The 13,108-nt window shown below is 73.2% G+C and carries 12 protein-coding genes; 7 read left to right on the top strand and 5 right to left on the bottom strand.

Annotated elements, in window-relative coordinates:
* From KM933_RS25430 to KM933_RS25445, 4 genes are all read left to right on the top strand, one after another.
* The coding region (locus KM933_RS25430; RefSeq protein WP_221356062.1) for an alpha-glucosidase C-terminal domain-containing protein at nucleotides 1–316 on the top strand (316 nt) is incomplete at its 5' end.
* Nucleotides 317–330: 14 nt separating this feature from the next.
* Nucleotides 331–1,740 carry a maltokinase N-terminal cap-like domain-containing protein gene (locus KM933_RS25435; RefSeq protein WP_221356064.1) on the top strand — a complete coding sequence of 470 codons (1,410 nt, stop codon included), beginning with the start codon at nucleotides 331–333 and terminating at the stop codon, nucleotides 1,738–1,740.
* A gap of 126 nt (nucleotides 1,741–1,866) precedes the next feature.
* Nucleotides 1,867–4,029, top strand: coding sequence for a 1,4-alpha-glucan branching enzyme (gene glgB / locus KM933_RS25440; RefSeq protein ID WP_260334150.1), 2,163 nt, complete (start codon nucleotides 1,867–1,869; stop codon nucleotides 4,027–4,029).
* A 216-nt stretch (nucleotides 4,030–4,245) separates the two neighbouring features.
* Nucleotides 4,246–5,148 carry a Gfo/Idh/MocA family protein gene (locus tag KM933_RS25445; RefSeq protein ID WP_221356065.1) on the top strand — a complete coding sequence of 301 codons (903 nt, stop codon included), beginning with the start codon at nucleotides 4,246–4,248 and terminating at the stop codon, nucleotides 5,146–5,148.
* Nucleotides 5,149–5,286: 138 nt separating this feature from the next.
* On the opposite strand, the gene KM933_RS25450 is transcribed toward KM933_RS25445, so the two are convergent.
* Complete coding sequence (locus KM933_RS25450) at nucleotides 5,287–6,630, bottom strand: MFS transporter (RefSeq protein WP_308013546.1); 1,344 nt, start codon at nucleotides 6,628–6,630, stop codon at nucleotides 5,287–5,289.
* Nucleotides 6,631–6,823: 193 nt separating this feature from the next.
* A complete protein-coding gene (locus KM933_RS25455; RefSeq protein WP_221356067.1) occupies nucleotides 6,824–7,420 on the bottom strand; it encodes a TetR/AcrR family transcriptional regulator in 597 nt (198 codons plus the stop codon).
* 94 nt (nucleotides 7,421–7,514) lie between these two features.
* Here KM933_RS25455 and KM933_RS25460 point away from each other — a divergent pair, with 94 nt between their 5' ends.
* Nucleotides 7,515–8,546, top strand: coding sequence for a DMT family transporter (locus KM933_RS25460; protein WP_221356069.1), 1,032 nt, complete (start codon nucleotides 7,515–7,517; stop codon nucleotides 8,544–8,546).
* On the opposite strand, the gene KM933_RS25465 is transcribed toward KM933_RS25460, so the two are convergent.
* Nucleotides 8,446–9,117, bottom strand: a complete 672-nt coding sequence (locus KM933_RS25465) for a LysE/ArgO family amino acid transporter (RefSeq protein ID WP_221356071.1) — start codon at nucleotides 9,115–9,117, stop codon at nucleotides 8,446–8,448. The genes KM933_RS25460 and KM933_RS25465 overlap by 101 nt on opposite strands.
* Nucleotides 9,118–9,184: 67 nt before the next feature.
* On the opposite strand from KM933_RS25465, the gene KM933_RS25470 reads away from it, so the two are divergent.
* Nucleotides 9,185–10,153 (top strand): LysR family transcriptional regulator ArgP, encoded by a 969-nt coding sequence (locus KM933_RS25470; RefSeq protein ID WP_221356073.1) that lies wholly within the window; start codon nucleotides 9,185–9,187, stop codon nucleotides 10,151–10,153.
* Here the strand turns inward: KM933_RS25470 and KM933_RS25475 are convergent.
* On the bottom strand, nucleotides 10,110–10,643 hold the full coding sequence (locus KM933_RS25475; protein WP_221356075.1) for a hypothetical protein: 534 nt from the start codon (nucleotides 10,641–10,643) through the stop codon (nucleotides 10,110–10,112). The genes KM933_RS25470 and KM933_RS25475 overlap by 44 nt on opposite strands.
* A gap of 351 nt (nucleotides 10,644–10,994) precedes the next feature.
* Between KM933_RS25475 and KM933_RS25480 the strand changes: the two genes are divergently transcribed.
* Nucleotides 10,995–12,299: a DUF4032 domain-containing protein gene (locus KM933_RS25480; protein ID WP_221356077.1), complete on the top strand. Its 1,305-nt coding sequence runs from the start codon at nucleotides 10,995–10,997 to the stop codon at nucleotides 12,297–12,299.
* Here the strand turns inward: KM933_RS25480 and KM933_RS25485 are convergent.
* Nucleotides 12,260–13,105 carry a universal stress protein gene (locus KM933_RS25485; RefSeq protein ID WP_221356079.1) on the bottom strand — a complete coding sequence of 282 codons (846 nt, stop codon included), beginning with the start codon at nucleotides 13,103–13,105 and terminating at the stop codon, nucleotides 12,260–12,262. The two genes, KM933_RS25480 and KM933_RS25485, sit on opposite strands and share 40 nt — an antisense overlap.
* Nucleotides 13,106–13,108: the final 3 nt, after the last annotated feature.

The following is a 13,108-nucleotide window of genomic DNA, read 5'->3' on the forward strand; positions in this document are numbered from 1 at the left end:
CCTGGGCACCTACACCGAACTGCCCTCCTCCAACCCCGCCGTCCTCGCCTTCCTGCGCGAAGCCCCCTCCGCGGTGGGGAACGGGGACGATCTCGTCCTGTGCGTGCACAACTTCTCGCGCTTCGCCCAGCCCACCGAACTCGATCTGCAGACCTTCGGCGGACGCCACCCCGTCGAGCTCATCGGCGGCGTCCGCTTCCCCGCCATCGGCGAACTGCCCTACCTCCTCACCCTCGCCGGCCACGGCTTCTACTGGTTCCGTCTCCACCAGGACCCCACTCCGCTCACCACACGCCGATTGACGGTGTGCTCCTGAAAGGACGGGTCGTCATGCGCAAGGTCGTCTCACCCCGCCCCAGCGGCCACACTCCGGCCCATCTGCTGACGTCGCTCGCCGATCTGCTGCGGACCTGGCTGCCCGAGCAGCGCTGGTTCGCGGGCAAGGGCCGGCGGGTCACGGAGCTGTCCCTGCTCTCGGTCACCGAACTGCACCCGACGTGCCTGCACCTCCTGGTCCGCACCGGGCAGACCTCGTCCCCGTCGCAGCCCGGCGACTGCTACCAGCTGTTCCTGGGGGTCGGGGACGAACTGCCTCCCCGGCTGGCCCACGCCCGCATCGGGCGGGCGAGCCGGGGGCCGCTGGCCGGTCTGACCGTGTACGACGCCCTCCAGGAGCCCCGCTCCGCGGACCTGCTCCTGGAGCGGCTGCGCACGGCCGGGACGGCGGGTCCCCTGCGGTTCGAGCGTGACGCGAAGGTGTCCGTCCCGGCCGGTCTGACGCCGCGCCTCCTCGGCGCCGAGCAGTCCAACACCTCGCTGGTGTACGGCGACGCCTACGTCCTCAAGGTCTTCCGGCGGGTCCAGCCCGGTGTCAACCCGGACCTGGAGGTGCCGTGGGCCCTGGCCCGCCAGGGGTGCACCCGGGTGCCGGCCCCCGTGGCGTGGTTCCGGACCTCGCAACCGCAGGTGGCGACGCTCGGTGTGCTCCAGCCGTTCCTGCCGGACGCCGCCGACGGATGGACCCTGGCGCTCGAAGCGCTCACCGCGGGACGGGACTTCGCGGACGAGGCGCACGAACTGGGACGGGCGACCGCCGAGGTGCACCTCGCGCTGGCCGTGGCGTTCGCCCCGGGCGCGCCGACCGGGCACGGGAGCAGACGGCTGGCGGCCGCGATGATCGAGCGGCTGGACGCGACGAGCCGGTCGGTGCCCGAGCTGCTGCCCTACGCGGCCGGGCTGCGGGGCGCCTTCGACGAACTGGCCGCCCTCGACTCGGGCCGTCCGGTGCAGCGGATCCACGGCGATCTGCACCTGGGCCAGGTGCTGCGGGCCGGGGAACGGTGGTTCGTCATCGACTTCGAGGGCGAGCCGGCCCGTCCGATCGCCGAACGGCGCCGGCCGCAGTCCCCCGTACGCGATGTCGCGGGGATGCTGCGCTCCTTCGACTACGCCGCGCGCAGCCGCCACCCGTGGCGCCCGGAGTGGGCGCTCCGCTGCCGGGACGCCTACTGCGCCGGGTACGCCGTCCAGGCGCGGTGGGACCCGCGTGCGCAGCCCGAGCTGCTGCGGGCGTACGAGACGGACCGGGCCGTGTACGAGGCCCTGTACGAGGCACGGCACCGGCCCGACCGGCTCCCCGTGCCGATGGCGGCGATCGCCCGCCTGGCCGAGCACCACCCCGTGCAGTCCGGCGGTCCGCACACGCCGGTCCCTTCCTTCCACAGCGCCCAAGGAGGCTGAAACGTGACAGGCCGCAACATCTCCGTGCCCCTGACCCCGCCGCCGTCCGTGCACGTCCGAGCTGCCGGGGCCGGTCCGTCCGGGCCGGGGCCGGGCGGCGCGGCCGGACGGCAGCCGGTCTCCTCGCTGGAGGGGGCGGACCGCGAACGGCTCCTGTCGGGGACCCATCACGATCCGCACGCGCTGCTCGGGGCGCATCCGGTGCCGGACGGCGTCGTCGTGCGTGCGCTGCGGCCGTTCGCCGAGTCCGTGGCGGTGTCGCTGCCGGACGGGCTGCGGATGGTGCTGGACAGCGAGGGCGACGGCCTCTTCTCGGGGGTGCTGCCGCTCGACCCGGTTCCCGAGTACACACTGCTGGTCAGGTACGGGGGCGGTGTCGAGCTGGAGGTGGAGGACCCGTACCGCTTCCTGCCGGCGCTCGGCGAACTCGATCTGCACCTCGTCCGCGAGGGCCGGCACGAGGAGCTGTGGCGGGCGCTCGGCGCCGAGCCGATGACGCACCAGGGCGTGGCCGGCACCCGCTTCACGGTGTGGGCGCCGAACGCCCGGGGGGTGCGGGTCGCCGGGGACTTCACCTCCTGGGACGGCACGCAGTTCCCGATGCGCTCGCTGGGCGCGGCCGGGGTGTGGGAGCTGTTCCTGCCCGGGGTCGGCGAGGGCGCGCGGTACAAGTTCGAGATCACGTCCCGCCACGGCGGCCGGTTCCTCAAGGCGGACCCGATGGCCCGCCGCACCGAGGTGCCGCCCGACACGGCGTCCGTCGTCACGGCCCCGCACCACGAGTGGGGCGACGCGCGGTGGATGGCCCACCGCGGCGACACACCGGTGCACATGGCTCCGTTCTCCGTGTACGAGGTCCACCTCGCGAGCTGGCGGCCGGGGCTGACGTACCGGCAGCTCGCCGACGAACTGCCCGCGTACGTCGGCGACCTCGGCTTCACCCACGTGGAGCTGATGCCGGTCGCCGAGCACCCCTTCGGCGGCTCCTGGGGCTACCAGGTCACCGGCTTCTACGCACCCACCTCCCGACTGGGCACCCCGGACGACTTCAGGTACCTCGTCGACGCCCTGCACCGGGCCGGCATCGGCGTGATCATGGACTGGGTGCCCGCGCACTTCCCGAAGGACGACTGGGCGCTGGCGCGCTTCGACGGGGAGCCGCTGTACGAGCCGGGCGACGACCGGCGCGCCGAGCATCCCGATTGGGGCACCTACGAGTTCGACTTCGACCGGGTGGAGGTGCGCAACTTCCTCGTCGCCAACGCCGTGTACTGGTGCGAGGAGTTCCACATCGACGGGCTGCGGGTCGACGCCGTCGCCTCCATGCTCTACCTCGACTACTCGCGCGAGGACGGGCAGTGGACGCCCAACGTCCACGGCGGCCGGGAGGACCTCGGCGCGATGGCGTTCCTGCAGGAGATGAACGCGACGCTGTACCGGCGGGTGCCGGGGATCGTGACCATCGCGGAGGAGTCGACCGCCTGGGACGGGGTGACCCGCTCCACCGACTCCGGGGGTCTCGGCTTCGGCCTGAAGTGGAACATGGGCTGGATGCACGACTCGCTGGAGTACATCCGCCGCGAGCCCGTGCACCGCAAGTACCACCACCACGAGATGACGTTCTCGATGGTGTACGCGTACAGCGAGAACTACGTGCTGCCGATCTCCCACGACGAGGTCGTCCACGGCAAGCAGGCGCTGGTGTCGAAGATGCCCGGCGACTGGTGGCAGCAGCGCGCGAACCACCGTGCCTACCTGGGCTTCATGTGGGCCCACCCCGGCAAGCAGCTCCTGTTCATGGGCCAGGAGTTCGCGCAGGGTGCCGAGTGGTCGCAGGAGCACGGCCCCGACTGGGGGCTGCTCGATCCGGCGTACGGCGCGGAGGCCGACCACCGGGGGGTGCGGGACCTCGTCCGCGAGCTCAATCTGCAGTACCGGGCCACCCGGGCGCTCTGGGAGCGGGACACCTCCCCCGCCGGGTTCGCGTGGGTCGCCGGGGACGCGGCGGAGGACAACGTCTTCGCGTTCCTGCGGTTCGCGGCGGACGGGAGCCCGCTGCTGGCCGTCTCCCACTTCTCCCCGGCGGTGCGGCACGACTACCGGCTGGGTGTCCCGGACGGCGTGGCCGCCTGGCGGGAGGTCCTGAACACCGACGCGCCGTGCTTCGGCGGCAGCGGTGTCACCCGCTCCGGCGCCGTCAAGGCCGACCGGGAGGGGTGGCAGGGGTGGCCGGCCGGGGTGCGGCTCACGCTGCCGCCGCTGGCGACGGTGTGGCTGCGGCCCGCGTAGGTCCGTTTTCTTCCTCTTCTTTCTCTTCGGTTTTCTCTTCGGTCCGGTCCGGATGACCGGCTCCTCGCCCGGAGAACCGGCCCCTGTGTGCGTCCGCTCCCCCGGGGAAGGCGCGCACACGGGCCGGGTCGGGCCCGGCGGGCACGACCCGCCGGGCCCGTTCGTTGCCCGGTCGCCGCTTCCCGGCACTGATCCCGCAGCGCAGATTGGACTTCCGTGGCCGACACCGTTTCCTCCTGGCCCCACTCCCCCGTCAAGGTCGGCCTGGTCGGCGCCGGCCCCTGGGCGCGCGGGGTGCACGCGCCCGTCCTGGCCGCCGGACCCGAGACGGAGCTGACCGCGGTGTGGGCGCGGCGTCCGGAGGCGGCGCGGGAGACCGCCGAGCCGTACGGGGCCGTCGCCGCGCAGCGTTTCGAGGAGCTGCTCGACCTGTGCGAGGCGGTGGCCTTCGCGGTGCCGCCGGACGTCCAGGCGGATCTCGCCGGGCGCGCGGCGAAGGCGGGCAAGGCGGTGCTGCTGGAGAAGCCGGTCGGGCTGGACGTGCCGTCCGCCCGGCGGCTCGTCGACGCGATCGACGGGGCCGGGGTCGTCTCCCAGGTCGTCCTCAGCAACCGCTACCACCCCGTCGCCCGGGAGTTCCTGCGGGCCGCGCGGGCCGTCGAGGTGTCGGGGGCCCGTTCGTGCGGTCTGAGCAGCGCCTTCCTCGGCGGTGACTTCGCGACCCCCTGGCGGCTGGAGCACGGTGCGCTGCTGGACGTCGGACCCCATGTCCTGGACCTGCTGGACGCCGCGATCGGGCCGATCACGGAGATCCGCGGCACCGGGGATCCCCGCAAGTGGATCGAGCTGACCTGCGAGCACGAGAGCGGAGCGGTCAGTCAGGCCTCGCTGTCCGGGTCGGTCGACGTGCGGCCCGGGATCATGCGCGTCGAACTCTTCGGGCCCCGGCCGGGTCTCGTGTACGACAACGCGGACCTGGACGACGACGCGTGCTGGCCGGTACTGCGCCGGGACTTCGCCACCGCCATGCGCTCGGGGGTGTCCGGCGAACTCGACGCCCGGCGCGGCCTCCGCCTCCAGGAACTGATCGCACGGGCGGCGTCGACCACCGGCCGCTGAGCCCACCCGGCGCGAGGGCTGATCCCGGTCCGGGTCGGCCTCGTCGTCCACCGGGTCGAGCCGGCCGGACCGGGCCCTCCGGAGGGCCGGGCCCTGCGGCGGGCCGGCCCTCCAGGAGGATCGGGCTCTCCGGCCGGGTCAGGCGGTCACGCTGTAGCGGCGCAGCGCCGGCATCGTCACGGCCAGCACCAGCATGGAGACGACGACGAGGAGACCGCCTCCCACGACCGCCGTGCGGGCGCCCAGCGCCGACCCGGCCGTACCGTGCAGTACGTCGGCCAGCCGCGGACCGCCCGCGACGACGACCGTGAAGACGCCCTGCATCCGGCCCCGGAGCTCATCGGTGACGGCGGAGAGCAGGATGGCGCCGCGGAAGACCATGGAGACCATGTCGGCGACACCGGCGGCGGCGAGGAACGCCACCGCCACCCACAGGTTGGCGCTCAGTCCGAAGCCGGTGACGGCCACGCCCCAGGCGATCACGGCGACGATGACCATCAGGCCGTGCCGGCGCACCCGGGAGAAGGTGCCCGACATGAGTCCGCCGAGCACCGCGCCGACGGGGACCGCCGCGAACAGCAGTCCGAGCGCCAGGCCCTCGCCGTACGGCGCGTACGTCTGGGAGGCGAGCTGGGGGAAGAGCGCGCGGGGCATGCCGAGGACCATGGCGATGATGTCGGCGAGGAAGGACAGCAGCAGCACCTGGTGCAGCGAGATGTGGCGGAAGCCCTCCGCTATCCCCCGCAGCCCCGCCCGGCCGGCTGCCGTCGCGGCGGCGGTCAGGGGCGGCAGCGCGGGGAGCCGGTGGACGGCCCACACCGTGGCGCACAGGGCCACGGCGTCGATCAGGTAGAGCTCGGCGAGGCCCACCACCGGGATGAGCGCGCCGGCGAGCAGCGGGCCGGCGACCAGACCGGTCTGCATGACGGTCGAGCCGAGGGCGTTCGCCGCGGCAAGCTCCTCCTCGGGCACCAGCCGGGCGATGGATGCCTGGCGGGCCGGTGAGTTCAGCCCGAAGAATGCCTGCTGGACGGCGAGCAGCACCATCAGGACGGCGACCGAGCCGAGTCCGGTGACGGCCTGGACCCAGAAGAGCAGGGAGGTGACGGCTATGCCGGTGTTGGTGACGAGGAGCAGTTTGCGCCGGTCCACGCTGTCGGCGACGGCGCCGCCCCAGAGCGCGAAGACGACGAGGGGCAGCAACCCCGCGAAGCTCGCGTAGCCGACCCAGGCCGAGGATCCGGTGATGTCGTAGATCTGTTTGGGTACGGCGACGGCGGTCAGCTGACTGCCCACGGCGGTGACGACGGTCGAGGACCAGAGACGGCGGTACGCGGGCCGGCGCAGCGGGCGCGTGTCCATGGTCCAGCGGCGCCACCCGGTCCGCGTACCGCCGTGGGCCGGGGCCGGGGCTGCCGGGCCCTCCGTGCCCGTCGGGTCGGCCGTGGCCGCGGGCCTCGCCGTGCCCGCCGCCCCTTCCACCCCTTCGGCTTCGGGCCGCCGCCCCGTGCCGTCGTCCGCACTGCCCTTGCTGGTGTCCACGCCCGTCCTGGTTGCTCAGTACATCTTTCGATCGGGGATCACTATCGCCGATGCCGGGCGAGGGCGGTACGGCGGGTCGGTCCGTGGACGGGCGGAGGGGCAGACGGGCCCGTGAACGGGCCGTGGCCCGCCGTCAGGAAGCGGCAGCGGCCGTCCGCAGGAGCATCTCCGCCTGCTCGCGGGCGTGCTCCAGCGCCCCGGGGAGGACGCGCAGGCCGAAGGCGACGAGCGCGCCCTCGTGGAGCAGCATCAGGGTCCGGCCCAGGAAGTCGGCCCCGGTGGGCACGAGCGGACGGACGAGATCGGTGAAGAGCGTGAGCATCCACTGCTTCTGGCCCGTGATGATCGCGTACGCCGGATGGGACGGATCGTCGATCTCCGCGTGGGCGTTGACCATGCTGCAGCCTCTGGGGCTGGTCGCGTCCATCCACTCGCGTGAGACGTCGAAGACGGCCAGGACCCGGTCGGACGGCGACCCACAGGTGTCGAGACGGGCGTCGAGGCAGGCGCGCCAGCGCTCGTCGCGATCGGCGAGGTACTCCACCACGAGCTGGTCCTTGGAGCCGAACCGGTCGTAGAGCGTCTTCTTCGTGACCCCGGCCTCCGCGGCGATCAGGTCGACACCGACCGCATGGATCCCGCGCTCGTAGAACAGCCGCCCGGCCGCCTCCAGGACGCGGCGGGCGGCCGGGGTCATCGCCACTCGGCGGGGCGTCTCCGTAGGGTTCATCCCTCCATAGTAGACCGATCTGTATACTCGGCGCCAGGTATACAGATCGGTCTACTTTTCTGTCGGCCATCTACCGTTGGAGGTGTGCGGTGCCGTGAACGTCCTGCTGTCGATCGCATTCGTGGGAGCCTGGAGCTCCGGTTTCATCGGGGCCAAACTCGGCTCGGGGAGCGCCCCCACCCTCACACTGCTCATGTGGCGCTTCCTGCCGCTGGCCCTCGTCCTGGGCGCCGTCGCCCTGACCGTCGCGCGCGCCTCCTGGCGCGGGCTCGAAAGGCGTGACCTGTGCCGGCAGATCGCCGTCGGGGCGCTGTCGCAGAGCGGCTACCTCCTCACCGTCTACTACGCGATCGAGCTGGGCGTCTCCAGCGGGACGACGGCCCTCATCGACGGCACGCAGCCGCTGGTGGCCGGAGCGCTGGCGGGGCCGCTGCTGGGCACGGCCGTGTCGCGTACGCAGTGGCTCGGGCTGGCGCTGGGCGCGGCGGGTGTCGCCGTCGTCACCGCGGCCGACGCGGGCGCGGCGACGGGCGTCGCGTGGTGGGCGTACCTCGTGCCGTTCCTCGGCATGCTGTGCCTGGTCGCGGCGACCTTCCTGGACCGCCGGTCCCGCGCGGACGTCCGGCCGACGGTGGCCATGACGGTCCACTGCGTCACCAGTGCCGTCGTGTTCACGGCACTCGCCGCCGCGACCGGGGGCCTGGTGCCACCGGCGGACGGCTCCTTCTGGGCGGCCGTGGTGTGGCTCGTGGTGCTCTCCACCTTCGGCGGCTACGGGCTGTACTGGCTGATCCTCAGGCGGTCCGGGGTGACGAAGGTCAACACCCTGATGTTCCTGATCGCCCCCGTCACTGCCGTGTGGGGCGCGCTGATGTTCGGCGAGCACTTCGGGACGCAGACCGCGGCGGGACTCGCGCTCGGCCTGCTGGCCGTCGCGGTCGTGCACCGAGGGGACCGCAGGGACCACGGGAACCGAAGCGGCCGCGGCCGGGGCCGCCGGGGAGGGCCGGCGGCCGCGGGCCCGCTCACGCCCCGGCGATCAGCGTGGCCCCGAGCACGATCATCGTCGCCGCGATCAGGGCGTCCAGTACCCGCCACGCCGACGGGCGGGCCAGGAGGGGACTGAGCAGCCGCGCGCCGAAGCCGAGCGCGGCGAACCAGACCAGGCTGGCGATCACCGCGCCGAGGCCGAAGGTCCAGCGCAGGGGTCCGCGGTCGGCCGCGATGGATCCGAGCAGGAACACGGTGTCCAGGTAGACGTGCGGGTTCAGCCAGGTCATCGCCAGACAGGTGAGCACGGCCCGCCGCCGCGAGCCCGCCGCCGCAGCCACCGCCGTACTCGTCGCCCCCGCAGCCACCGCCGTACTCGTCGCCCCCGCCGTCCCCGCTTCCACGGTCAGCGCCGAGGGGCGCAGTACGCGGCGCGCGGCGAGGCAGCCGTACCCGATCAGGAAGAGCCCGCCGATCCAGGCGACCGCGGTCACCGCCGAGGGCCACGCCACCACGAACGCGCCGACGCCGCCGACCCCGAGCGCGATGAGCACCGCGTCGGACAGGGCGCAGATGCCCACCACGGCGAGCACCGCCTCGCGGCGGACGCCCTGGCGCAGGACGAAGGCGTTCTGGGCGCCGATGGCGACGATGAGGGAGAGGCCGGTGCCGAACCCGGCGGCCGTGGCGGTCAGAGCGTGGTTCACGGCGTCCACGTTAGGAAGCCGACCGTACAGAAGTACAGCTAAAGATTCTTACGTATCATTAGGAAATATGATGTCGGAGCTGCCCCTCGACCAGGTGCGGACGCTGCTGACCGTCGTGGACGAGGGCACCTTCGACGCGGCGGCCGCCGTGCTCCATGTGACGCCGTCCGCGGTGAGCCAGCGGGTCAAGGCCCTGGAACAGCGCACCGGGCGGGTGCTGCTGATACGTACGAAGCCGGTCCGGCCGACCGAGTCCGGCGAGGCCGTCGTGCGCTTCGCCCGCCGGCTGGCCCGGCTCGAACTCGACACGCGGGCCGAACTCGGCATGACCGGCACCGAGGAGCCGACGCGCCTGTCGATCGCGGTGAACGCCGACTCGCTGGCCACCTGGTTCCTGCCCGCCCTCTCGCGGGTGCCCGGGGAACTGCGGCTCTGTTACGAGCTGCGCCGCGAGGACCAGGACCACACCGCCGCGCTGCTGCGCGAAGGGCTGGTGATGGCGGCCGTCACCTCCTCGCCGGACGCGGTGACGGGCTGCTCCGTCCGCAGGCTGGGCCGTATGCGGTACGTCCCGGTCGCGAGCCCCGCCTTCACCGGGCGGTGGTTCGGCGGACGGTCCGGCACCCCCGCGCCGGAGGTCGTCGCCGACGCGCCCGTGGTGGTCTTCGACCGGCGGGACGACATCCAGGACGCGTTCGTCCGCGCGCTCTTCCGGGACCCGCACGGCCGCCGGGGCGCGAGTTCCGTGCACCGGCACCTCGTGCCGACCTCCGAGGGCTTCGTCGAGGCCGTCGCCGCCGGGATGGGCTGGGGCATGGTCCCCGACGCGCAGGCCGCTCCCCTGCTCCGGGCGGGACGGCTCGTGCGTTTCGCGCCGGACCGGCAGATCGACGTCCCGCTGTTCTGGCAGCAGTGGAAACTCGACTTCCCGGCGCTGGCGGCCGTCGCCGAGGCCGTCGCCGCGGAGGCCGCCGCGTCCCTGGACGGCGGTTTCAGGAGGCCGGGCCCGGCCCCGACTCCCGTTCCAGGAAGCTGATCACCTGGGCTTCGAGGCTGTCCGGGGCCGCGTCGGACCGGGCGCCGGCCCCGACGGACGAGCCGTGCGGGCCGATGCCGCCCGTCCAGAGGTACCGCTCGGTCCACTCGTCGTCGACCTTCAGCTGGACCTGGACGTCCACCAGGGACAGACAGTCCCCCGGAGCCGCGGCGTACAGGACGGAGGTGACCCGGCGCAGCGGATAGACGTCGAAGCCCTCGATGAACCGGGAGTTGCGCCAGTCCAGGAACGCGCTCTCGCCGTCCCGGCCGACCCGGACGTCGAGTTGGCCGTCCTCCAGGTGGATGCCGTGGTGGACGGTCGTACGGTTCTCCACGGTCACCCGGAACCGGAAGTAGTCGAGCCCCTCGGCCGCGTCGTCACGCCCGCGCGACGGCTCCGCCTTCTCCAGACCGTGGACGCGAATGCGCAGGCCGGCATGCTCGTCCTCGTACTCCTGCCAGTCCCCGACCACATTCGGTTCGTACACGCTCCACCTCTCGCCTTCGGAGGGCTGCTTCCTATCTGTGCGGGCGACAGGGTGTCAAATGAGCAGAATGGGCAGTGGCCGGGGTTTTCCTCCCGCTTGATCGCCGATCAAGCCGTGCGCAGCCGGAACCCGCGTTCCGGGGATCGCGGACGCTGCTCCGGCGTGCTGCACATCACGTCCCGCGGACCGGGCGGACGAGGACCGGCGGCGACGGGGCCGGCACCCCGCGCCCGCCGGACCGCCGTGTTGACCGAAGGGCCGTTCAGGTGCGGAGATACTCCTGCGACACGACCGACACGACCGATACGACGGACCACCACGACGAGCAGGACGAGGCAGGGCGGACGAGCCATGGCATTGCAGATCAGCGCCACCAACCCAGAGCATCCCGCGCTCCTGCTCGACCTGCCCTGGGAACTGCCCCTGGAGGAGTGGCCGGAGCACCACCTGGTGCCGCTGCCGCGGGGCATATCACGGCACGTGGTGCGGTACGCACGCGCCGGGACGGAGGTGGTGGCGGTCAAGGAGCTCGCCGAGCGGCCGGCCCTGCGCGAGTACGAACTGCTGCGCGGTCTGGACCGCATGAACATTCCGGCGGTGGACCCGCTCGCCGTGGTCACCGGCCGCACCGACGCGGACGGCGGGCCGCTGGAGTCCGTGCTCATCACCCGCCACCTGGGCGGCTCGATGCCCTACCGGTCGATGTTCGAGACGACCATGCGGCCCGCCACCATGCACCGCCTCATGGACGCGCTGGCCGTCCTGCTGGTGCGGCTGCACCTCGCGGGCTTCGCCTGGGGCGACTGCTCGCTGTCCAACACGCTGTTCCGCCGGGACGCCGGGGCGTACGCCGCGTACCTGGTCGACGCCGAGACCGGCGAGGTGCACCCGCAACTGAGCCCGGGACAGCGGGAGTACGACCTCGACCTGGCGCGCGTCAACATCAGCGGGGAGCTGCTGGACCTGGAGGCGTCCGGCGCGCTGCACCCGTCGGTGGACCCGATCGAGTTCGGCGCGGAGATCTGCCGGCGCTACACCGGACTGTGGCAGGAGCTCACCCGGACGTCGGTGTACCCGGCGGGCGAGCACCACTACATCGACCGCCGGATCCGGCGCCTCAACGACCTCGGCTTCGACGTCGCCGAGATGCAGATCGCGCACTCCTCGAACGGCGACACCGTCACGTTCGTGCCGAAGGTCGTCGACGCCGGGCACCACCAGCGCCAGCTGCTGCGCCTGACCGGCCTCGACACCGAGGAGAACCAGGCACGGCGGCTGCTGAACGACCTGGAGAGCTGGATGGCCACCCAGGACGACCACGCCCCGGGCGACCCCCTGGCGGCCCGGCCGGAGGTCCTGGCCCACCGGTGGGTCCGGGACGTCTTCCGTCCCACCGTACGGGCCGTGCCCCCCGATCTGCGCGGTTCCATGGATCCGGCCGAGCTCTACCACGAGCTGCTGGAACACCGCTGGTACCTGTCCGAGCGGTCGCAGCACGACATCGACCTGGACACGGTCGTCAAGGATTACGTGACGAACATCCTGCTCAGGGCCCGGGACACGGTGTCGCCCCCGGCGGTGCCCGCCGGGGGCGACACCCAGGCCGGGGGCGACACTCAGGCCGGGGGAACGACCGCGACCGGGGAGGGCGCGTGATGGACGACCGCGTGGGCCACCGAACCGATCCGTGAGCCCACGGCGGCCGACCGGTGCGCGCGCCGGCCGACCACCATCAGCTGCGCCCGGGCCGCCACCGAGAGCAGCACCTCGCCCGCGCTGCCCATCTCGACGTGCTGGGTCACCTCGACGCCGGGGAACCGTGCGAGCCAGGGCTCCAGCGCCTGCGCGAGCGCCTTCCTCTCGTACGGTTCCAGACCGCCGGCCTCGTCCGCGAGCGCCATCGAGCCGGGGCTGTAGGTGAAGACGGTGGGCAGGCTCCAGGCGCGTACGGCGCGCAGGGCGGCGCCGCGTGCCGCCGCCGCCCCGAAGGCGAACTCCAGGGCGGCCGCGCTGTCCTCCGGCCCGCCCTGCTGGCCGACGACGATCTCGCGGCCCGCCGCCTCCGACTCGGCCCGGTCCCCGGCGCGTACGAGCACGACGGGCCGGGCCGCCCCGGCGATGACCTGCTGGCCGACGGAGCCGAGCAGGAAGCCGACGATCGCGCCGTGGCCGCGCGAGCCGAGCACCAGCGTCTCGGCCTGCGCGGCGGCGGCGGTCAGCGCCTCGACCGGGCCGCCGTCGAGGAGGTCGGTGGTCACCGTCAGGCCGGGGTGACGGCCGGTGACCTCGTCCGCGGTGCGCGCCAGGGCCTCCTGGGCGTCCGCCGCCCGGTCCTCGGACTTCTCCCGGGCGTGCACGACACGCAGCGGAAGGGCGCGGCGTACCGCTTCCCTGGCGGCCCAGTGCAGGGCGGCGAGGGATTCGGCGGAACCGTCTGCTCCCACGGTGATCGGGCGGGTCATGTG

This window comes from Streptomyces beigongshangae (genome assembly GCF_019710745.1).
Lineage (GTDB): Bacteria > Actinomycetota > Actinomycetes > Streptomycetales > Streptomycetaceae > Streptomyces > Streptomyces beigongshangae.